The 20,326-nt window shown below is 69.4% G+C and carries 19 protein-coding genes and 1 tRNA gene; 5 read left to right on the top strand and 15 right to left on the bottom strand.

Features of this window, described 5'->3' with window-relative positions; all coding sequences use genetic code 11:
• Positions 1–15: 15 nt before the first annotated feature.
• Positions 16–531: a TM2 domain-containing protein gene (locus FK256_RS01535; protein ID WP_141423433.1), complete on the bottom strand. Its 516-nt coding sequence runs from the start codon at positions 529–531 to the stop codon at positions 16–18.
• Positions 532–696: 165 nt separating this feature from the next.
• Between FK256_RS01535 and FK256_RS01530 the strand changes: the two genes are divergently transcribed.
• Positions 697–770 (top strand) — tRNA-Gly (locus tag FK256_RS01530).
• Between the two features lie 296 nt (positions 771–1,066).
• Positions 1,067–1,516 (top strand): OsmC family protein, encoded by a 450-nt coding sequence (locus FK256_RS01525; RefSeq protein WP_141423432.1) that lies wholly within the window; start codon positions 1,067–1,069, stop codon positions 1,514–1,516.
• 320 nt (positions 1,517–1,836) lie between these two features.
• On the opposite strand, the gene FK256_RS01520 is transcribed toward FK256_RS01525, so the two are convergent.
• The 14 genes from FK256_RS01520 to FK256_RS01455 all read right to left on the bottom strand — a co-directional run bounded on the left by FK256_RS01520 (position 1,837) and on the right by FK256_RS01455 (position 15,790).
• Positions 1,837–3,054, bottom strand: a complete 1,218-nt coding sequence (locus tag FK256_RS01520) for a sugar ABC transporter substrate-binding protein (RefSeq protein WP_141423431.1) — start codon at positions 3,052–3,054, stop codon at positions 1,837–1,839.
• 188 nt (positions 3,055–3,242) lie between these two features.
• Entirely contained in the window at positions 3,243–3,950 is a 708-nt protein-coding gene (locus tag FK256_RS01515) for a M50 family metallopeptidase (RefSeq protein WP_141423430.1), read from the bottom strand.
• Positions 3,951–4,004: 54 nt separating this feature from the next.
• Positions 4,005–4,697 (bottom strand): TetR/AcrR family transcriptional regulator, encoded by a 693-nt coding sequence (locus tag FK256_RS01510; RefSeq protein ID WP_141423429.1) that lies wholly within the window; start codon positions 4,695–4,697, stop codon positions 4,005–4,007.
• A gap of 80 nt (positions 4,698–4,777) precedes the next feature.
• Positions 4,778–5,275, bottom strand: coding sequence for an NUDIX domain-containing protein (locus FK256_RS01505; protein ID WP_141423428.1), 498 nt, complete (start codon positions 5,273–5,275; stop codon positions 4,778–4,780).
• Positions 5,272–6,285, bottom strand: coding sequence for a hypothetical protein (locus FK256_RS01500; RefSeq protein ID WP_244936096.1), 1,014 nt, complete (start codon positions 6,283–6,285; stop codon positions 5,272–5,274). Before FK256_RS01500 ends, FK256_RS01505 begins: the two co-directional genes overlap by 4 nt.
• On the bottom strand, positions 6,285–7,388 hold the full coding sequence (locus FK256_RS01495; RefSeq protein WP_021606795.1) for a vWA domain-containing protein: 1,104 nt from the start codon (positions 7,386–7,388) through the stop codon (positions 6,285–6,287). Before FK256_RS01495 ends, FK256_RS01500 begins: the two co-directional genes overlap by 1 nt.
• Complete coding sequence (locus tag FK256_RS01490) at positions 7,385–8,497, bottom strand: VWA domain-containing protein (RefSeq protein ID WP_021606794.1); 1,113 nt, start codon at positions 8,495–8,497, stop codon at positions 7,385–7,387. The genes FK256_RS01495 and FK256_RS01490 overlap by 4 nt, the downstream gene beginning before the upstream one ends.
• A complete protein-coding gene (locus tag FK256_RS01485; protein WP_009234413.1) occupies positions 8,491–9,012 on the bottom strand; it encodes a hypothetical protein in 522 nt (173 codons plus the stop codon). Before FK256_RS01485 ends, FK256_RS01490 begins: the two co-directional genes overlap by 7 nt.
• Positions 9,013–9,015: 3 nt before the next feature.
• Positions 9,016–10,020 (bottom strand): DUF58 domain-containing protein, encoded by a 1,005-nt coding sequence (locus tag FK256_RS01480; protein WP_141423426.1) that lies wholly within the window; start codon positions 10,018–10,020, stop codon positions 9,016–9,018.
• A 23-nt stretch (positions 10,021–10,043) separates the two neighbouring features.
• Positions 10,044–11,360 carry an AAA family ATPase gene (locus tag FK256_RS01475; RefSeq protein WP_141423425.1) on the bottom strand — a complete coding sequence of 439 codons (1,317 nt, stop codon included), beginning with the start codon at positions 11,358–11,360 and terminating at the stop codon, positions 10,044–10,046.
• Between the two features lie 238 nt (positions 11,361–11,598).
• Entirely contained in the window at positions 11,599–12,519 is a 921-nt protein-coding gene (locus FK256_RS01470; RefSeq protein WP_244936109.1) for an LmeA family phospholipid-binding protein, read from the bottom strand.
• Between the two features lie 16 nt (positions 12,520–12,535).
• On the bottom strand, positions 12,536–13,369 hold the full coding sequence (locus FK256_RS01465; protein ID WP_021606595.1) for a hypothetical protein: 834 nt from the start codon (positions 13,367–13,369) through the stop codon (positions 12,536–12,538).
• 163 nt (positions 13,370–13,532) lie between these two features.
• A complete protein-coding gene (locus FK256_RS01460) occupies positions 13,533–14,936 on the bottom strand; it encodes an FHA domain-containing protein (protein WP_141423423.1) in 1,404 nt (467 codons plus the stop codon).
• A complete protein-coding gene (locus FK256_RS01455; protein WP_141423422.1) occupies positions 14,933–15,790 on the bottom strand; it encodes a PP2C family protein-serine/threonine phosphatase in 858 nt (285 codons plus the stop codon). The genes FK256_RS01460 and FK256_RS01455 overlap by 4 nt, the downstream gene beginning before the upstream one ends.
• A gap of 418 nt (positions 15,791–16,208) precedes the next feature.
• Between FK256_RS01455 and FK256_RS01450 the strand changes: the two genes are divergently transcribed.
• From FK256_RS01450 to FK256_RS01440, 3 genes are all read left to right on the top strand, one after another.
• Positions 16,209–17,507 (top strand): variant leucine-rich repeat-containing protein, encoded by a 1,299-nt coding sequence (locus FK256_RS01450; RefSeq protein WP_141423421.1) that lies wholly within the window; start codon positions 16,209–16,211, stop codon positions 17,505–17,507.
• A 76-nt stretch (positions 17,508–17,583) separates the two neighbouring features.
• Positions 17,584–18,858, top strand: a complete 1,275-nt coding sequence (locus tag FK256_RS01445) for an MFS transporter (protein WP_141423420.1) — start codon at positions 17,584–17,586, stop codon at positions 18,856–18,858.
• A gap of 63 nt (positions 18,859–18,921) precedes the next feature.
• A complete protein-coding gene (locus FK256_RS01440; protein ID WP_141423419.1) occupies positions 18,922–20,268 on the top strand; it encodes a glycosyltransferase 87 family protein in 1,347 nt (448 codons plus the stop codon).
• The last annotated feature ends 58 nt before the right edge of the window (positions 20,269–20,326 follow it).

The following is a 20,326-nucleotide window of genomic DNA, read 5'->3' as shown; positions in this document are numbered from 1 at the left end:
GGTCGTCGCCGGCCTTCAGCCGCTCAGCGGTACGCCGGTGGCGTCGACGCCCCACGGCGGATCGCCCGGGCGGGCCGTCAGGATGAGAATCCCTTCGATGAAGGCCCAGATCGCAATCGGAACAGCCAGAAATCCGCAGCTGAGGAACGAGCCCAGGAGTTGAATAAGCCCCTTGTTCGTGTATCCGAGATAGAAGTTGTGGATCCCGAAAGTTCCGAGGAACAGCGCCAGGATGCCGGCGGCCACCTTGGACTTGCCCGGGTAGGCCGGCGGGCCGTACCCGGGGTAGGGACCGTATCCGGGCGGCGCACCGTACCCGGGGTACCCGGGCCCGTAAGCCGGTTGAGGGCCGTAGCCATCCTGCGGGCCGTTTCCCGGCTGGGCGCCGTTGTCGAACCAGCCGGCGTTCGGCGGGTACTGACCGCCTGGATATTCACCGCCCGGGTACTCCCCCGCGGAGGAGCCCGCGGGCAGCGCCGGCATATCCGGCTGGGATCCCGTGGGATCGTAGGGATTGGTCGGATAGGACATGGACTCACCACAAACGTCGATACGGGTGGGGAACACCTGCGAGTGTAACGGGGGGAGACATCGCCGACCCAGTGCGGGAAGCACCCTTGAGATCGATTTGCGCACATGGCCGGGGTCTGGGTTAGACTTCCGCACGCACCTAGGACGCACGTCCTCAGATGCCACGCGGGTGTAGTTCAATGGTAGAACTTCAGCTTCCCAAGCTGACAGCGCGGGTTCGATTCCCGTCACCCGCTCCATCTGCACGTCACTCTGGACACAGAGATTCGTGGCTTAGCCTGACTGGGAGGTGTCCGGAGTGACGTTCTTACTGTTCCAGGCTGACCGCGGTGGAGATGACATCAGTGCGGGCTCCTCGGGACGAGGGATTGATTAAGCACCACTCATCGTCACAACGGGGCCCGCCCCACCCCAGCGATACGCCATCCTTGTCAAACCGACCCAGACACCCTTACCCACCGATTCGCCACCCCTGGACGGCTTAGCGGCCCGTCTCTATACTTTTTGTGTGACAGATCACGAATATTCTGTATGCGTGGAGTGGACAGGCAACCTGGGTACGGGCACGTCTGGATACCGCACCTACTCGCGCAACCATGATGTCCGGGGAACCACCGCCGACCTGCCGGTGATCCACGGATCGGCAGATCCTGCGTTCCGAGGGGACGCTTACAGGTGGAACCCGGAACAGCTTCTACTCACCTCACTCTCGCAGTGCCATATGCTGTGGTACCTCCACCTCGCAGCAGACGCGGGCGTCACCGTCACCGCCTACTCAGACACCCCTACCGGCATCATGGTCGAGCATCCAGGCGGAACTGGGGAATTCACTTCAGCAACCCTTCGCCCCACAGTGACCATTGCTCCCGGCAATGATCCTGAGCGTGCAGCCGCACTGCACGACCGAGCCGCCGAGTACTGCTTCATCGCCCGATCAGTGAACTTCCCAGTCCACCACGAAGCCGTCATCACGACTGAGCAATAGGAGGCGAGGGCTTCCGGGCAGGCTAGGGCCTGTCACGTAAGGTACGGCGCTTGCGAGTTCTTACCGCTACCCCTCGAGCATGAGAACGACGACCTGCTCGACGGATGCGCCACCGACGAGTTCGTCAATGACGGTTGCGTCGTGAATACGCATGACTATCCGGTGCCCGACCGCACCGACTTGGTGCAGAGCGAAGGTGAGGGGGCGCGGACGGTGGCATGAAGGATGTCTCGGTGAGGTCCCTCGCTCCTCCACTCTTTGCCTGTCCCCTCAGGGCGGCCCCGACGTTGTCCGCCGGCGCCGCCCCGCGGCATCAGGACTCAGGACAAGATGGCCTGCAGGTTCACCTGGGCACCGCCCAGGATGCTTGCGGGGTCGCCCGCGGCCAGCCCCGGCAGCTCGTTATCGAAGTTGGCGATGATGTCGGAGACCCCGGACATGGACGGCACGGCCTGGGAGTACTCGACGCCGGCCAGGAAGGCGGCCTGGTCGGCGTGCTTGCCCTTCCAGGTCTCACCGGCTGACCGGCCTGCAGGCACCGTGCCCGCAGCGCTGGCCAGGGCCACCTGCCGCTCGGCGCCGGTGAGGTACTCCACGAGCTTGATGGCGTCGGCCTTGTGCTTGGAGGCCTCGACCACGCCGTAGAAGGTGGGGAACTGCAGGGTCCCCTTGCCGCCGCTGCCGGCCGGCAGCTCGACAACCGTGTAGGAGACGCCCGAGTAGGCATCGGCCAGGGTCTTCACCATGGTCTCCGACTCCACCACCATGGCGGCCTGCCCTTGGCCGAAGGCGTCCGCGGCCGAGCCGGCGGGCAGGTCTGAGCCCCAGGCGGCCGAGCCGGAGGACAGGAGGTTCTTGACCTCGGTCAACCCCGCGACCGACCCCTCGGAGGAGGCGGTCGCCTGCGTGCCGTCGGCGCTGGTCAATCCCCCACCGCCCTGGATCATGAAGGCGCCCGCGCGCTCGTAGGAGGCGTCCAGGGTCAGGCCGACGACGCCTCCGGAGGTGAGCGCGGCGGCCACCTGGTCGAGCTGCTCCCAGGTGGTCGGATAGTTCGACTCGCTCAGCCCTGCCGCCTGCCACAGCGAGGTGTTGATGAACAGGGCGAGCGTGGAGACGTCCCTGGGCGCCGCGTTGAGCTTGTCCTGCCTGGTGGCACTCGTCAGCAGGGCGGGGTGGGCGTCCTTCACGGCGGGCGAGTCCTTGTCCCAGGTGTGTAGGGAGCCGGCGTAGCTGGACAGCTGCGCCGGGTTGAGGACGACGACGTCGACGGTCGGGCTGGAGCTGATTCCACGGGCGAGCTCCTGGGAGATGTCAGAGACGGTCTTGACATCCACCTCCACCTTGGTCTCCTTGGTGAACGCCTCCACCGCCTTGACCAGTTCCTCCGAGGCGGCCTCGCCGGCGTCGGAGACGATGAGCGCCATCTTCCCCTCCTCCGTGGCCTCATCCTGGGACTTCGACGAGCAGGCGGCCAGCGTGGCCGAGGCGGCCAGCCCTAGGGCGGTCAGGCCAAGCGTCCGGCGGGTCAGCATCATGTGTTCTCCTTGGGGGAATCCCGGAGCGTCCGGGAGCGGGATGGGCCCTGGTCGCCGGCTCCGCGCGGGAGCGCGCAGCGTGCGACGTCGGGTGGGGGACGGCGGGACGGGCCACCGCGGCTCGTCGTCACCAGGACGAAGAGTAGGCTACGTCGCCCGACCTTCCCGACCGTGGGACCGGCCCCATCTCACAGCAGATCGCGTACGACCAGAACGACGGCGCCAGTGGCCGCCGCATCGACCAGGAACCACGTCACCAGCCACAGCGCCGCGGGCGTGCCGGTCAACCTGGCCAGGGTGCGGTGATCCTGCTCCGGCTCACGCGAGACGGCGACGTCGCGCAGGGAGTCCCAGGCCCCGACGATGAGAGCCAGGCCGACCCCGGAGGCGACACCGGCTCGCCAGACCCCGCCCCACCACCACAGCGCCCCGGTCAGCAACCCGACCAGTAGCACCAGGCCTGCCGTACGAATCGAGCGGGACATCACCAGCAGGACCGCCAGAATCACCAGGCCCATCACGAGCACCGCGCTAGCCCAGCCGTGAAGCGCCAGAAGCACGACGGCGGCGCCCAGGGCCGCGGGGGCCGGGTAGCCAGCCCAGGTCGTCAGAACCCGGCCGGGCCCGTCTGGCTTGCCGGCGGTGACGGCGTGCCCGGATAAGTCCCGACTCACGACGAAACCAAGGAAGCGCCGTCCCACCATGAGACCGACGGCGGCGTGCCCGGCCTCATGGACGATCGTCACCAGAGTGCGGCCCCAGCGGCGGGCGGGGGCCCAGACCAGGACGATGGCGAGGATCGCCAGCGCCGGCCACAGCACGCCGGGTTCCAGACCGACGCCGTCGAAGGGACGCGTCAGCAGGTCGTTCCAGAAATCGGTCCAGCTCAGGTTCACGGGCGAAAGTCTGCCAGGCCCACCCGCGCCCGCGGCAGCGCTCGGCGCACGCTGTCAGCCAACCGCGGTGTGATGAAGCGAACCGGGGTGACCGGCCCCGTCCAGCGGCTCGGTGGCATGGGGACGGGCAATGGGCGGGACGGCGTGGGCCGGCCTGCGGGCCCCCACCGCCCGCAGCACGAAGGCGTCCAGGCTCTCCAGGTAGGCCCGGCGCCTTTCCGGGTCGGTGGGAGTCGGGCGCCCACCCATGACAGTGGCATGGATGAGAGGGATGACCTGCTCAGGCTCCTGGGCGGGAATAAGCCCCTGGTCCATGGCGTCGGTGAGGATCGAAGAGAGCATCTGGGCCAGCAGCGCGCCGTGGGCCCGCAGGCGGCCGGCGGTCCCGCGCGAGACGGAGTCGGCCAGCGGCCCCGACGTCGGGAAGTGGAAGTGGCGGGCGATAAGGGCCTGCTGACGCACATAGATGCGCAAGCGGTCGATCGGGTCCTGCGTCCCGGCCAGCGCCCGGGAGAGCTCCTCGGCGTAACGTCCGGCCTCATGCTCCATGAAGGCCAGGAGGAGGTCCTCCTTGTCCGCGAAGTGGTTGTAGACGGCCGTGCGTCCCACGCCCGCGTGGTTGGCCACGTCGGACAAGGTGATCTTGTCGAAGCTGCGCCGGCTCATGAGCTCGGAGAGCGCTTGGAACAGGGCGTTCCGCGTGCGCTCGCGGTGCTCGGCCAGTGAGGAACCCAGAATCTTCGGCATGAGGTCACCCTAACCTACGAGATGACGCGAATGATAGAAGTGTCAGGAAAACGGGGCGTTGGCGGCGGCGCCCGACCGCCTCAGCGCCCCAGTACCGTCACAAGCGCCTCGATGATCGGCAAGTCGGCGGGCAGCCACGGCAGCTGACACACCTGATTGGGCGGATCCAGGCTCACCCACTCCAGCCTCTCGTGAGCGGCACCCGCCCGACCCCGGTCCCCGACCCGGGTCGGCTCGGCCAGCCACACACGCATCCTGAAGCCGTGCATGACGGGCCAGGCCGGGGCGTCATCACCCGCTCCGCCGCGCGGCGGGGCGGGGACAGCCAGATCCCCCGGAGGGACGAGCTCAGCGCCCAGGCGCGCGCTCAGACCGATCTCCTCGTCCAGCTCGCGGACCAGGGCCTCGGTAGGCCGTTCTGCGGGCTCGACCTTGCCCCCGGGAAGCTCGAACTGTCCCGCGTGCTCGGGCGGGTAGGAGCGGGCCGCGCACAGCAGCGCCGTCGGACGCTCCAGGCGGTCCAGGACCGCGGCCGCCACCACGAGTCGGGAGGGACGCCCCTCATCGAAGCCGCTCACCAGGGCTTGCCCCCTGAATCGCCGCCGCCGGGTTTCTCGGTGGCACCCGAGCCGCCGTTGTTGCGGTCGCGCAGGCGCTTGGCCCGGTCATCGACCGGGGTCGGAGTCGGCCGGGCGCTCGGGGTGCTGGAGGAGGTCTCGCCCGGCGAGCTCGATGCCGACGCCGACGGGTCGGAGCTGGGGGTGGTACTGGGTTCCGAGCTGGGGGTGGAGCTCGGATCGGAGCTGGGGGTCGAGCTCGGGTCGCTGGAGGAGCTGGCCGACGGGTCGGAGCTGGGGGTGGTACTGGGGTCCGAGCTGGGCGTCGCCGACGGATTCGGGCTCTGGGAGGGATCTTGTTCGGGCGGGGGCGGAACCTCGCAGGTATCGGCGGCCTTCTTAGCGGCCTCGACATGCTCAGTCACCGAGGTGGAGTTGCCGCTCTCCTGGGCCTTGGCGGCCAGTGAGATGTGCGCGACGTACAGGTTGGTGCGAACCATGCACTCCGGGGAGCCGGTCTGCTTCGCCTTCGTCTGGGGGTCGGTCCGCGCAGCCGGCGCCTTGCTCAAGGCCCGGTTGAGGGTGGTGACCGCGGAGGTCGGATCATCCGCGGCAAGTTGGCCGGTCCCCAGGTTGAAGTCGACGCGCCACTGCTCCAGCCAGGGATTGATCTTGGCCACCAGGCGGTAGCGGGACAGTGCCGTGTCGTAGTGCCCGGCGGCCACCGCGCGGTTGCCGGACAGCGAGATGAGGAAGATCGACCCGAGCCACAGGGAGATGATGGTGGCCAGCACCGCCGGTACCCCGCCGATCTTGAGGAGTCGACGGCGTCGGCTCAGGCGGGCCTCACGCCGTCGGGGATCCTCGGGGCCGGAGGGGTCCTGGGCGGATGGGGTCGAGTCCGGCTCCTGGAGGTAGGGGGACGCCTGGTCCGCAGCGGCATCGGTGGTCCCTGGCATGTTGTCGGAGCCGGGCGGGGGGCCGCCCTGCTCTTGACCGAAGCCCTCGCCAGGGGGGTTTCCCGTCGTCATCATCTTCCCCTTCCCACGAGGAGCCGCAGGCGACGGTCGGTTCGAATGAGGTCGATGATCTCCCACAGCAGCAGGCCGAAGGCGATGATTCCCAAGGGCCAGGTCAGGTACACCCGGGCGTTCGTCTTGGCCCGTCCGTCGGAGGTGACGGCCTCGATGTCCAAGTTGGTGAACTTGCTCGTCGGGTCGTCGCCCGACCCGCCGGTGCGGTGGTAGTAGGGCAGTCCCATGGCCGAGGCCACGCTCTGGAGCTCATCGGCATCGATCTTTGACACCGCCGGCTGTCCGCCCTCGCCGTCGGCGATGTAGTCGGACTGGGTGTGTTCGCCGGTGGAGGCCGAGCCGTCGTAGCTGCGCATCTTTCCGCCCTCGGTGGTTCCGTAGCCCAGCACCGCGCCTCCGTCGACGAGTCCGGACAGGGACTGCCAGGAGATGCCCGCGTTCTCGGCCTCCTGGGCGCCGCGGCCGTCATCGGTGGCTTCACCGTCGGAGAAGATGTAGACGAGGCGGATGTTTTTGGACTCGGACTGGTGGGACTGGGTCAGGGCCAGGCCCAGCACCGGCAGCGCCACCTCCAGTGAGGAGCCGGTGGCATGGCCGGTGACCTCCTGCTTGAGCGAGCCGATCCAGGAGTCGACGGCGTTGGTGTCGTGGGTCAGTGGCAGCTCCGTGGCCGCGGTGTTGTCCAGGGCGATGATGGAGAAGCGCGAGTCCGGGAAGGCCTCCCGGATGGCGCGCATGTCCGAGCGCACCCCGTCCAGCCTGGTGGAGGCGGCCTGATCGACGCCGTCGGGCCCCTTGCCCTGGTAGTCCTCTGCGGCCATGGATCCGGTGCGGTCCACCACCATGTAGATCTCCACGTTGGAAACGCTGATCGCCTCGCTGCCGCGGATCGCAGGTCCCGCCATCGCCAGCGCCACGACGACGACGATGGCCAGGCGCCGCCACCATGCCCTGCGGGCGGCCGGCTCGGCGGCGTCTCGGATGAGGCGGCGGCGGGAGACGACCAGCAGGGCCGCCAGGGCCGCCGTCACGAGCAGGACGAGGGGCCACCAGGTGACCGGGATGAATGCGAAGTCTCCAATGACGGGTACTGGCCTCATGCTCGCCTCCAGGTGGTCAGCCCCAGATAGCCCAGGAGCACAAGGGAGAGGGCGATGACGAACGTCTGGGGGACGTCCGTGCGGCGGGTCTGCTTCCGGCCCCCGAGCGCGTTGACCTCGGTCTTCTCCAGCTCCTTGACGATATTTCCCCCGGTACCGGAGTCCTCGACGTCGTAGAAGCGGCCATTGCCCTGCTCCTCGGAGACGGTCTTAAGCTCCTCGCGGGACTCCTCGGGGCTCTGGTCGAGCTGGTACTGGTAGGACTGATCGTCATCGGCGCCGTAGATGGAGAACAGGCGGATTTTGCGCTCCGCCAGGAGATCGACGGCGTCGGGGAGCGAGTAGATCTGCTCCTTGTCGGGGTCGATGACCTGGTTGTCGGTGGCGAAGATGATGGAGCGGGAGCGCTCCAAGCCCTGGTTGTCGAAGGCCTGCGCACAGGAGGCGAGTCCGTCGCCGGCCAGGGAAGAGCCGTTGATGCTCTTGTTCTGGGTCCCGCCGAAGGCCGCGTCGTACCGGAGGGCCTGCTTGTAGGTCGCGTTCTGCGGGTCGATGTCCAGGACCTCACCCAGCTCGTCCATCTGCTGGCGCAGCAGCTCGTAGTCGTCCGTGAGCGGGACGATGGTCTGCGCCGCCGAGTTCCAGGCCACGAGTCCCACGCGTTCACCGTCGAAGTCCTCCAGGATGTCGGAGAAGGTCTTCAGGACGGAGGAGTCGATCCTCACCATCGACGTCGACACGTCCAGGCACAGGACGATGTCGCGGTTGGCCAGGGCGTCGGAGCGCTCGGTGACGCGCACGGGGCGCCCGGCGATGGCCGAGGCGCTCAGCAGGCACGTGGCCAGCAGAACCGCCAGGCCGGCGTGCAACCAGCGCTGGGCCCGAATGCGGGAGCGCACCGCGGGCAGCTGGAACAGGCTCGCCGAGTTGGCCAGGCGCCGCGGAAGCTCCACGGCCCGCTGCCCCTCCCGGCGTCTCCAGGGCAGCTGCAGGCGCTTGCGGGGATGGGGACCGGACCGCCCGTCGGAACGGCGGTCGACGACGAAGACCGCGATGACCGCCGCCACGGCGATGACGACAAGAATGATGAACAACCAGGGCATCACCATTGTGTGACCACCTCCCGCGCAAGGTTCAGGGCCTCCTCCGCGGCGGACTCCGGCTCACGGTCGAAGGAGGGCTGCTCCCACACGGCGAGCAGCTCGCCGACGTGCCCCAGGGGGTTGGTGTCCAGGGGACGGCCCGCCTGGCGCACGCTGCGCCGGCGCTCCTCCACCGAGCGAGGGCCGGCGGTATCGGCCATGTCCAGGATCTCCGAGACCGTGGCAGTGGTGATCTCCTCACCGCTGCGAGCCTCGGCGAAACCGCGCAGCAGCGCCGCCAGCTCCAGGTGCAGCTCGCGCAGGTCCAGCTCGCCGCCTTCCCAGCGCTGGGCGATCTCTGTGAGGCGATCGCCCCACTGGCGGCGTTCACGAGGCGCCATCGGGATGTCTCCGACCTCTCGGGAGGTGTCCCTGCGAGTCACCAGGAAGGTGCGCAGCAGCCAGGCGCTCACCAGGAGGATCCCGATGATCATCACGATGACCATCCATATCGGCATGAGAACCGGGGGCCATATCTGCACGGGTCACCGCCTCCCTCTGGCCACGGCTGCGCGCTCGCGCTGGAGGAGCTCGGCGATGGAGTCGATGAGGGTCTCCTCGGAGGAGACGATGCCGTATTCCAGGTGCCGGGCGTCGAGCACCTGCTCGACGCCCGCGCGCCACTGCTCGCGCACCACGGCGGCCTGAGCCGCCAGGTACTTATCGGTGCGCAGGAAGGCGGGGATCTCGAAGGGCAGGTCGATATCCCGCCCGCGACCGCCCTCCGGACGCAGCGGGTCGTCGTCCTCGATCTGCACGATGATCACCTCGTGCTGGATCGACAGGCGCCGCAGCCAGGTAGCGGCGTCGGGACCGGGATGGGCGGTGTCGGTGATGAGGACGACCAGGCTGCGACGACGGTGCCAGGTGCTCACCCTCTCCATGAGGCGCGGCAGACTGGAGGAGGGTGCTCCGGGCGCCAGCTCGAACACGCCGTCCGGCGCCCCGGCCACGGGCACGTCAAGGTCCTCGAAGGTGCGGGCCAGCAAGGTCAGCAGGGTCTCGACGTGCTTGGCCCCCGAGCGCGCCGGGCGCGAGATCGTCCGGCCGGCGTCCCCGGCCACGAGCGCCACCGAGTCGCCGCGCATCCGGGCCAGGTAGGCGAAGACCTCGGCGACCCCCAGAGCAAGGTCGCGCTTGTCCTCCCCCGAGGGAGCCATCGCAGCCATGGTCCGGCCCGTGTCCACGGCCAGGACCAGCGGCATCATGGACTCGCGCTGGTAGCGTTTGATAACCGGCTGGCCCAGGCGGGCCGAGGACTTCCAGTCGATGTCGGAGATGTCGTCCCCGGGCCGGTAGAAGGACATGTCGTCGAAGTCCTGCCCACGCCCGACGAAAACCGACTTGTGGCGCCCGTCGAGCAGCCCCGTGGCCCGCCGCAGGGTCGGCAGGCTCAGGGCCGCGCGCAGACGCTCGATCCGCGCGCCGCGCCGCCCGCCTCCGGGCTCGGACTCGGGCGCTGCGGGAGCGTCAGGTGCCTCCATACTCATCGCTCAGCGGGTCCCCACCGGGATCAGGGCGTGGGGACGGCGGCGAAGATGGCGTCGATGATCGCCTCGGGGGCGATGCCGTCGGCCAGGGCGTCATAGGTGAGCACCAGTCGGTGGCGCAGCACCCCGTGGCGCAGAAGACGGACGTCGTCGGGGATGACGTAAGTGCGCCCCTCTTGGAGGGCGACGGCCTGGGCCACCTTCATCAGCGCGATACCGCCGCGCGGGGAGGCGCCCACGCGCACCTGCCGGTCCAGGCCGGGCACGGGCCGGGGCCCTCCTCCGCGGGAGGTGTTGATCAGGGCGACGATGTACTGCTTGATGACGGGGTCGACGTAGACCCGCTCGGCGGCCCGCTGGAGCCACTCGACGTCGTCGGTGGAGATGGGGCGCCCGGTTACGGGCTGGTCGAAGGTGCCGTTCGAGATCCGGTCCAGGACGTCGGCCTCCTCCGAGGGCCGCGGGTAGGTGAGCACCTCCTTCATGAGGAAGCGGTCCATCTGAGCCTCGGGAAGGACGTAGGTCCCCTCCTCCTCGATGGGGTTCTGGGTGGCCAGGACCATGAAGGGGTGCGGCAGCGGGTAGACGACGCCGCCAATGGAGGTCTGGCGCTCCTGCATGGCCTCGAGCATGGCCGACTGGGTCTTGGCACTGGAGCGGTTGATCTCGTCGAGCAGGACGATATTGGCGTGGACCGGCCCCAGCTGAGTGGTCATCTCGCCGGTGGAGGAGTTGAGGATCTGGGTGCCCACGATGTCGTTGGGCATGAGGTCGGGCGTGCACTGGATGCGGCGGAAGGAGCCGGAGACGGCGGAGGCAAGAGTCTGGGCGGCGGTCGTCTTGGCCAGCCCGGGCACGGACTCCAGCAGGATGTGACCGCTGGACATCAGCGAGGTGACCAGGGCCGTGCGCAGCTGCTCCTGGCCGACGACGCGCTGGGAGAAGATGTCGGCCACCGATTTCAGCAGCGCACCGGCGCGCTCGACGTCGGCGTCCCCGGCGCCCCGGCGGCTGGAGGCGACGCGGGCCTCTCGGCGCAGCGCCTCGCGCGAGGGCAGCGGCCCGGTACCGGGACCCTCCTCCGCCGGAGCCGCGGGCCCGGAGGGGTAGCCGGGAACCGTCACCCTCGCCGACGAGGGAGCCGACGAGGATGCGAGCGCCCCGGAGGCCAGCGGGTCGGCCTGGGGCGGGAAAGAAGGCGGCTGCTGGACCATGGCCGGGCCTCCCTGCCCCGGGGAGGGCATGGCGGGCTGACCGGAGGGCTGCCCGGTCGACTGACCACCGCCCCAACTACCCGGCTGACTGCCGGGCTGGGCGCGGTGCTCGGGCTGCATGCTCATGGTTCTCCTTGCTCGGGTCCTGCGTGATCCCTCACGCAGCGTGCTCGCGATCGGAAAGGTCGAAAGACGGAAAGGCGGAAACGCGATGTGTCGGCAGGCTATACGAGCCGACGGAGTCTGGGGCACCCGGGAGGGGGAAGTACTCCCCACCGGCGCGCAGCAGCCTCATCTTTCGCCGCCATCACGTGGGTTCAGAGGAAATGTGAGACGAATCGTCGTCGGGCCGGCGTCCTCCGGCTCACAGACGGCCGAGGTTCACCTGGTTCCCGGTCAGGCTCAGCCGGAGCCCGTCGTCAGTGACGATCGCACTGGTGGGGTGCAGACCCTGCGGCAAGGATCCGGCTGGAACCGTGATCTGCGGGGAGTCCAGTCCGACGTAGCCGAGCAGACTGCTCTCCGCTGTGTCGACATCCACCCCAGTCTCGTCCCCTCCTATCCGGGTGGAGGTGATGGTCAGCACCAGGCTGCCGTCGGCCCCCACCGACGGTACGATCTCCGCCTCGCCGTCGATGCCAAGCAGGGAGGCCGAGGCCTGGATGGCTCCCGGATCCTGGGCGCTCGTCCCCGTCCGCTTGGCCTGAAGGGTCATGCCCTGCATCTTCGGGTGCGATTTGGCGGCGAGTGCGGCCACCTGCCGCCAGCTGACGGTGCCGGATACCGTCACCGTATCTGTCGGGTAGGGCGAGCGCAGGCTGATGCGGCTGAGGTCGACGTCGACGTCACTGAGCGTGATCGTGGCGCCACCCTGGCCCTTGGGAGTGATCTCCAGGCTCTCGGAGTCCACCGCCAGGCTGTCCAGCGAACCACCGGCGAGCTGGCGCAGGACGATCCCCGTGGTGGCGATTCTCGCGTCCGAGCTGAGCCCCGGCAGGGCGGAACGCACCGCGGCGTCGATCTGACTGCGCACGAGGTACTCCGCGCCGACGGCCCCGGCCGTCAGGACGACAACGAGCACCAGGAGCGCCACCCCCCAGCGCCGGGCGCGACGGCGTCGGGCATGACGGCGCTGATCGCCTTCCGATGCGTCGGGCTCCTCGGATTCTTCCGCCAGAACCTCGTCGAAGAACGCGCTCTTGGAGGCGGGTTCACTGTCCTGCGCCTCTTCCTCCTCCCTCGGTTCCATCTCCTCGGGAGGATCGGCGTCGTCCTGGTCATGCATCACGCTCCGCGCCACGTCATCGCCTCGATGCCGTGGGCGAGCTCTGGGCCACCGGAGCGGTGGTCGCCGAGCGCTCGGCCGTCTCATCGACGGCCGCCCGGTTGGCGGCCTGCTCCTCATCGAGCATGTAGAGGTCCTCGGCTGTGACCATGAGAGTGGATACGGCATGCTCCACCAGCGCGGTGCGCCGGTTGGAGGCGGCCCCGGCAACGCGTCCGCCGCGCAGCCCGCGCACACCCACCCTGTCGAGCTTCTCGCAGACGTTGTCGAGCTTGCGGTTGAACTTGGTCAACGGCCACCCCAGGCGCGCCGCGGCCGCCGCGGAGGAGGGGATCTCGGCGGCCCCGGTCCCGGCCCGCTTGAGCACCGGCTCGGACAGCGCCAGGACGAGCAGCAGCTGGGAGCGGGTCATCGGGGTTACCCCGATAGTGGTCTGTCCCGTGGACTGGCGCACGCCGTCAATCCCGGAGAAGTGGTCCTCCCCGGAGGTGATGAGGTTGATCTCATAGGTGGTCGGGCCGGCGGAGAAGGTGAGGATGACTCGGGGGAAGACCAGGGGGATGCGGGCTCCAGGAGCCAGGCGCGACTGGACCAGCCCCTCGCCGTCGGTCAGCGTGGCCGACAACCGGCTCCCCTCGTTGGCGATCCACCACAGCTTCTCGGAATAGGCGAAGACCAGGAAGCGGCGATGGAGGTAGGGGTTGTCATCGATGTCCAGGTCGCCCCCTCGACCGATGACGAAGGTGTCGGTGGAGGCCACCCGATGGATTTCGCCGGAGAAGTCCAAGACGAGCTCGTCAGGCTGGTCCGGATTGACCTCCGGCATCTCCGTCCAGGTCAGGTCGCTCATGAAATCTCCTTCCACAGGTCCGGCCTCGTGCCGGAGTGGTCAGCAGCGCAACGACGGGGCTGCTATTGCATCAATTCTTTATGAGTCGTTGTAGGCGCCCGGGATAAGTCTTGCCGACAACCCGATTCCGCACCGGCGAAGCATTGTCGAGCAGAATGTGACCTCAACCACTTTGGGGTCTCAGCCATGCCGGCGGATCAATGCGAAGTGTCACGCCGTCGCCGATATCCATCAGGTCCCCCATGAAGACCGGCGTCGGCACGCCCGAGCCCAGCAGGACGGGCGTCGCGCCGGGCCGCGCCAGCACCGTGCCGTTGGACGAACCGAGATCCTGAACCAGGATGCTCCATCCCGAGGTCGTGAGCATGAGATGGGAGCGCGAGACCATGTGCTGCGGACTGGGCACCGCCACCAGAGCCACGATGTGCGGGTCATCCCCGCCCGGCACCTGAGGAGCACGTCCGATCACGACGTCACCGGCCACCTCAACGGCGGCGCCGGTCGACAGGGTCAGCGTGGCCAGCGCCGGTCGTCGCACATAGGAGAACACTCCCGTCAGGGGCTGCGAGCAGGTCAGGCACTCGCGGATCTCGGGCGGGTTGGCGTGACCCCGGGGGCAGATCGAGGCCCGTACGGGGGGCGCCGCGATGAGAGCGGCCTCCGAGGCGGAGACGACCTCGGTGTTGGGCAGCGCTTCCAGGGGCTGGGGAGCGCGAACCGGCTGGGGCTGCTTGCTCTTGGAGTTGTCCGACGCCGTGGGGGTATCCGCCGTCGGCTGCTCGCCCGAGCCGGCCGAGGGAGCCGTCGGGGCCCGGTGGGCGCCCCGACGACGACGGCGCCCCGAACCGGGTTCGGGCTCGGGATAGTCGGGGAATGTGCCAACGTCGCCGGTGTCGGCCCCATCGGCACCGTCGTGCCCCCGGCTCTCGCCAAGGGGGTCAGAGGCGTCGTCGGGATCCTCCCAGACACCCGTCTCCAAAAGCTCGGGAGAGGAATCTCCGGGGTTCGGCGCTGCCGGCTGCGCGGCGGAGTCCTCGTCGCCGACCGCGGCGCTCGTTCCCGCGTCGAGCCCGACCGCGGCGCCCGCACCATCAGCGACGGTTGCGGCATCATCGTTATCCGGACCGGGGACTCTCTCGGGTTCCGGGTGCGTCGGGGCCGCGTCTCGCGGCAGCTCCGTGACCAGGGAGACAGGCTTGAGCAGTGTGGTCTCGTCGCTGGGCTCCGCCGGAGCGCCACCGCCCGGACTCCTGTCCGCGCCGCGAGCGCCGTCGTCGAGATCGCCGAAGGCCGCGGTCCGCAGCCCGGACGACCGCGTAGCCGTGGTCGTCGCACTCGACGCCGTCGGCCCCACCGTGGGCAGGTAGGTGCCCCCCAGGGCCTCGAGGACCCGGAGCCCCGCCTCGACGGAAACAGTGCGGGACTCGACCCCGGCGGCAGGACTGATGACGGCGACCCCATCAACGCCGTCGGCCCGCAGGGACCCGTCCGCCAGGCGCGTCAGCCCCGCAGGCAGCGGAACGCGCTCGCCCGGCCGGGGAATCGGGGAGATCGGGGAAGCGGTCACTGCGCCTCCTGAACGGCGGCGACACCGGGGACGGCTGCGTGAGCGGGGGTCGGAACCTCGATGGAGTCGACGACGACGGCCGTGGTGTTGTCGTGACCGCCACCCTCCAGTGAGGCCGCGACCAGGAGCTCGGCCGTGCGCTGCGCCGTGTAGCCGGCGGCCAGCACGGTGGCGATGGCCTCGTCGTCGAGCTCGTCGCTCAGACCGTCGGAGCACACGAGCAGGCGGTCTCCGGCGGCGACCGGGACGCTGTAGAGATCGGGGACGGCGGAGTCGGCGATCCCCCCTCCCAGCGCGCGGGTGACGACATTGCGGCGGGGGTCGCGCCGTGCCTGCTCGGGGGTGATCTCGCCGGTCTCGACCAGGATCTGAACCCGGGAGTGGTCCCGGGTGACCTGGGAGAGCATGTCGTCGCGCAGCAGGTAGACCCGGGCGTCACCGATGTTGAAGATGACCCAGGTCGGCCGCGTCACCCCATGCTCGTCCTGCATCCAGGCCAAGACGACGCCGGCGATCGTCGCGCCGGGCAGGTAGGCGGCATGGGATGGGATGGCGACAATCGCCTCCTGGGCGGCCATCACCGCGCGGACCACCGTCTCCACATCGGTGACGGTGGTTCCGGCCAGCGAGTAGAGGGAGTCGAGGGCGACCTGCGTGGCCATCCGGCCGGCGGCGTGCCCGCCCATTCCATCGACGACGACGAAGGCCGGGGCGATGGCGAGGTAGCCGTCCTCGTTGATCGTACGCAGGCGCCCCACGTCGGTGGCCGCGCCGACGACGACCCCGGAAGCCCCGACGCCGTCGGCGCCACGGATCGCCAGGGCTTCGGCATCGGCACGAACGTGCTCGGTCATCGTCTCCCTCTCCCCTGCGTTTGCTTGCACCCCCCTAGTAAACCCCAGCACACTGTCCTGAACCACCGCACCACGGCGAAGATTCCACCATACGGGAGCCGGGAGCACTCCGAAGGCGAACGGCTCCAGCATCCGGAGCCCTCCCGGGCGGCGCCCTCCACCACCCGTTGCCGCCCGCGACGAGGGACCACCGGTCGACGCCGGAGCGCCGCGACCGTGACCCGTCAGGCAGTCGGCACCACGAGGTCCTCGGGTAGTCTTTCCGAGTGGCCGGATCCCCGGTCCGTGCGCCACCAGGGCAGTACCGCGTTCCCTGACTCGGTATCGCGGGGTGGTCCCGGTACCCGTCCCGCGACGGACCCGGGTACCGATCACAACCTGGACCGACGCAGTTTTCCCGACCCTCGAAGGACCCAGCATGTCTCAGGCCAAGGACGAGCTTGTCGCGCGCGCGCAGGATCCCAACGCGGAGCTGGAGACTCTCCACCAGCTGGCGCAGAACTACCCCGGTCTACGCCCCTACATCGCCGCCAATCCGCGGACCTACCCCGCCCTCCTGGAATGGCTGGGCACTCTGGGTGACCCCGCGGTCGACGCCGCCCTGGCCTCTCGCAGCAGTAGGCCCCAGTCGGCTCAGTCCCCACAGGCCTCACCGCAGCTGGCGGTCGTCTCGCCTCCCGGCTCCCGGCCCGGTTCGCCGTCGGCCAGGTCCTCTGAGGCCCCGACTCAGGTGACTCTGCCCCGTTCGCTCCAGCCCGGCAGTGCAGCTTCTGAAGGCTCCGCGGCCTCAGCGGCCTCCGCAACCAGTTCCAGAAGCGCCGCGAGTGCATCCAGCGCCTTCAGCACAGCCGGTGCCAACACCCAGGTCGACAGTTTCCTGTCCACGGGCGACCCGGCCGTGGCCAACCCGACGTTCCAGCCCACGCAGGCGATCCCCTCGCAGTCACCGGCACGCCCGGCCCAGCCCGCTCTTCAACAGACCTTCCAGCAGTCCGCCAACGTCTCCCAGCCTCGAAGCACGGCCAGTCCCGCGGCAACGCAGGCCACTTCCGCATCCGATGACAGCGCCAGCGTCTTCGGCGTCGGCACCGACGACGACTCCTCGGCACCGTCCTCCTTCCTGACCTCCAACCGCGTCCTGCTGATCCTGGCTATCATCGTGATGACTATCCTGATTTTCCTGGTGAGCTGGTACTCCTACGGAGGCAGCGGCAGCAACTCGGCCACGGGCTCGGACCCCCTGCCCACGACCCTGAGCGGCCAGAACGCGGACCGGGCCAGTGCCACGCCGAGCAGCACGTCGGCCTCGCCCAAGGCATCGGCCACCCCGAGCGCCTCGGCCACGCCCACGCTCAAGGCTCCCGCGCCCGCCAACGCGCGGAGCGACATGCCCGCCTTCAGCGCCCCCAGCGGCAACATCACTTGCACCCTGGGGAACAACGACGTCACCTGCGTCATTAAGAACCACGAGGAGACCACCTCCTGTCCCGCCTCACGGCCATTGACGGTCAAAATCGCCGCCGACGGGCAGTCCACCCAGTCCTGCGGCTCGGCCTTCACCCCCAGCGACCAAACCCTCGATTACACCGAGTCCGCCAAGAACGACAGCTTCGCCTGCACCTCCACCGATTCGGGCATGCAGTGCTGGAGCCAGGTCAGCGGAGAGGGCTTCACCGTCAATCGCAGCGGGGTGGAGTCCACCAGCCACAGCCGCTGAGCGATCCCGCCTCGAGCTGGTTCTCCACTGGCTCGGGCACCGCCCCGAACTCTCCCAGCAGCACGCAATTTCTCGCATGGCCACCTCCTACAACACGATTCTCACGCGCCCCGGCGCCCGGTCCTTCTCGACCGCGGGCCTCATCGCCCGGTTCCCCATGTCGATGGTGGGGATCTCCACAATCCTGGCCGTCGAGGGACTCTACGGCTCCTACACGGCTGCAGGACTGGTCAGCGCCGCGAACTTCGTGGCGCTGGCCATCGGCGCGCCGATCCTGGCCAGGTGCGTCGACCGATACGGCCAGTCACGAGTCATGCTGCCCGCGACCATCGTGTCGGCGACGAGCCTGATCGCGCTGGCGGCCGGGGCCCACGCCCACGCCCACCTGGGGATCCTGGCCGTACTGGCCGCCCTGGCGGGCGGGCTGGCCGGCTCCATGGGCTCGCTGGTGCGAGCACGCTGGACGGCGCTGCTCAATCGTCCCGAGGACATCCACACGGCCTTCTCCCTGGAGGCGGCGCTGGACGAGGTGGCCTTCATCCTCGGTCCGGTACTGGCCACCGCCCTGTGCACGACGTCGATCATCCCGGTGACCTCGGGCTGGATCGCCTGCCTGGTGATGCAGCTGTTCGGCGGGCTGTGGTTCCTCAGCCAACGCGCCACCGAGCCCGCACCCCACCCCCGCTGGCCGCAGCGCGCCGGTGAGGAAGCCGAGGGCACTGGGGGCGCAGCCGAGGGCGCGGCTCACGACTCCGCGGGGCTCCGACCGGTCCTGCGCTACGGCGCCGTCGGGGCCGTCGTCGTCGTCTTCCTGATCTCGGGGGCCATGTTTGGGGCCAACGACGTCGCCGCGGTCGCTTTCGCCACCGAGGTCGGGCACAAGTCGGCCTCCGGCCTGGTGCTGGCGGTCTGGGGCGTGGGGTCCTTCATCGCGGCCCTCCTCTACGGCTCGCGCGCGTGGGGGTGGCCGCTGTGGAAGCAGTTCATGGTCGGGCTGGTGGGACTGGCCATGGGCGCCTCGACCTTCTCCCTGGCGCCGAATCTCGTGGTGCTGTCGGCGCTGGCCCTTATGACGGGGCTGGCCATCGCCCCAACCTTGACCAGCGGCAACAACATCATCCAGGTGACAGTCGCCCCCTCCCAGCTCACCGAGGGCCTGGCATGGGTGAGCACCGCGCTCAACGTCGGGGTCTCGGTCGGGTCCCTGCTGGCGGGGCAGGCCGCGGACGCCGGGGGCTCGCGCGCCGTGTACCTCGCGGTGGCGGGCTTCGCCTGGACCGCCGTCGTGGCCGGGATCGCGGGCCTTCCCGCCCTCAAGCGCGCACGGACCAACCGCGGCCTGACCTCCTAGTGACATTCAGCCGATCCATCTTCGATTCCCGGTGGGCTATGTGCCTCTTCTACACTCAGCACGATGTCCATAGCAGGGAACCCACAAAACGAGTCTCCTTCCGCGACGCCCGGTACCGGCGCGGACAACCGTGAGGACCGCGCGCCGGCCTCCCCGTCCTCACGCCTGGTCGCTGCCGCGCGCGCTGTCGTGTCGGCCCCGTCGGTCTCCATCCTCGGATGGCTGGCACTACTGCTACCCGCTCACCACTCCTTGGTGGACGATGGTGGGCGGCTGGTCTTCAAGCTGGACTCCTTCGTCTACTACGAGGCGGTCCGTCAGTGGCTCGACGGCGGTGACCTCTACTCCTGGTACGCCAACCCGCCCCAGCACCTATGGCCCTTCACCTACACACCGCTGGCAGCCTGGCTCATCGCTCCCCTGACCCGGATGTCGTACCAATCGGCCACCGTGCTGCTGGTCGTGGCCACTCCGTTGTGCGCCGCCGTGACGGCGTACGCGGCCCTCAGGCGCCTGGGGACCGGGAGCCGGACGGCACACGGCCTGGCGCCGTGGCTCGCGCTGATCGCGGTGGTGGCGCTGGAGCCCTTCCCCAAGACCATGGAGTACGCGCAGGTCAACGCCATCCTCATGGCGCTGGTCGCCGTCGACCTGCTCGCCGTGCCCGGCCGCTCACGGTGGCGCGGAGTCCTCAGCGGCCTGGCCGCAGCGATCAAGCTGACGCCGGCGGTCGCGATCCTGGTGCTCCTGGCGCGCCGCGAGTGGCGGGCGGCCGCCACCATGGCCGGCAGCGCCGTCGGGCTGACGGCCCTGGCCGCCCTGGCCGCCCCCGCCGAGTCCTGGGAGTTCTTCACCTCGGCCATGTGGGATCCGGGGCGCGCCGGTTTCGCCGACTACTCGGGCAACCAGAACCTCAAGGGCGCGATCGCCCGGGGGCTGCCGGAGTCGGCCTGGAACCCGACTTGGGCGGCCTGCTCCCTGCTGGCGGTGGCCGCAGCCTGGTTCCTGTGCCGTCGCCTGGGCCGGTTGCAGGTCACCTCCGACTCCGACGACGAGGCCGGTCTGGTCCTGACTCTCCAGGTCGGCGTCGTCATGGTGCTGGGCCTGCTCGTCTCCCCCATCTCCTGGTCGCACCACTGGGTGTGGTGCCTGCCTGCGCTCATGTCGGTGGGGGTGGCGACCTGGCGCTGGCGCTCGACCGCGCTCGGTCTGGCCTCCATCGCCGGGGTCCTTGTCTTCGTTCTGTCGATGCAGTGGTGGTTCCCCGAGCAGAACCACGTCGAGCAGAACTGGCCGTTCTGGGCCAAGGTCGTCGGCTCGAGCTACACCTGGTGGGCGCTGGGCTGCGGGGGCGCCCTGTGGTGGGCCTCCGGCCGGCGGTCTCGCGCCGCTGAGGGCCGGGACCGGTAGCCCGCGGGCATCTTCACCCTCATGGCAAGGGCGTCTTCCCGATCGCGGCCCTCGCCGA

It is taken from the genome of Actinomyces johnsonii (genome assembly GCF_006546835.1).
Lineage (GTDB): Bacteria > Actinomycetota > Actinomycetes > Actinomycetales > Actinomycetaceae > Actinomyces > Actinomyces johnsonii.
This window is presented reverse-complemented; position numbering and strand designations above follow the sequence as displayed.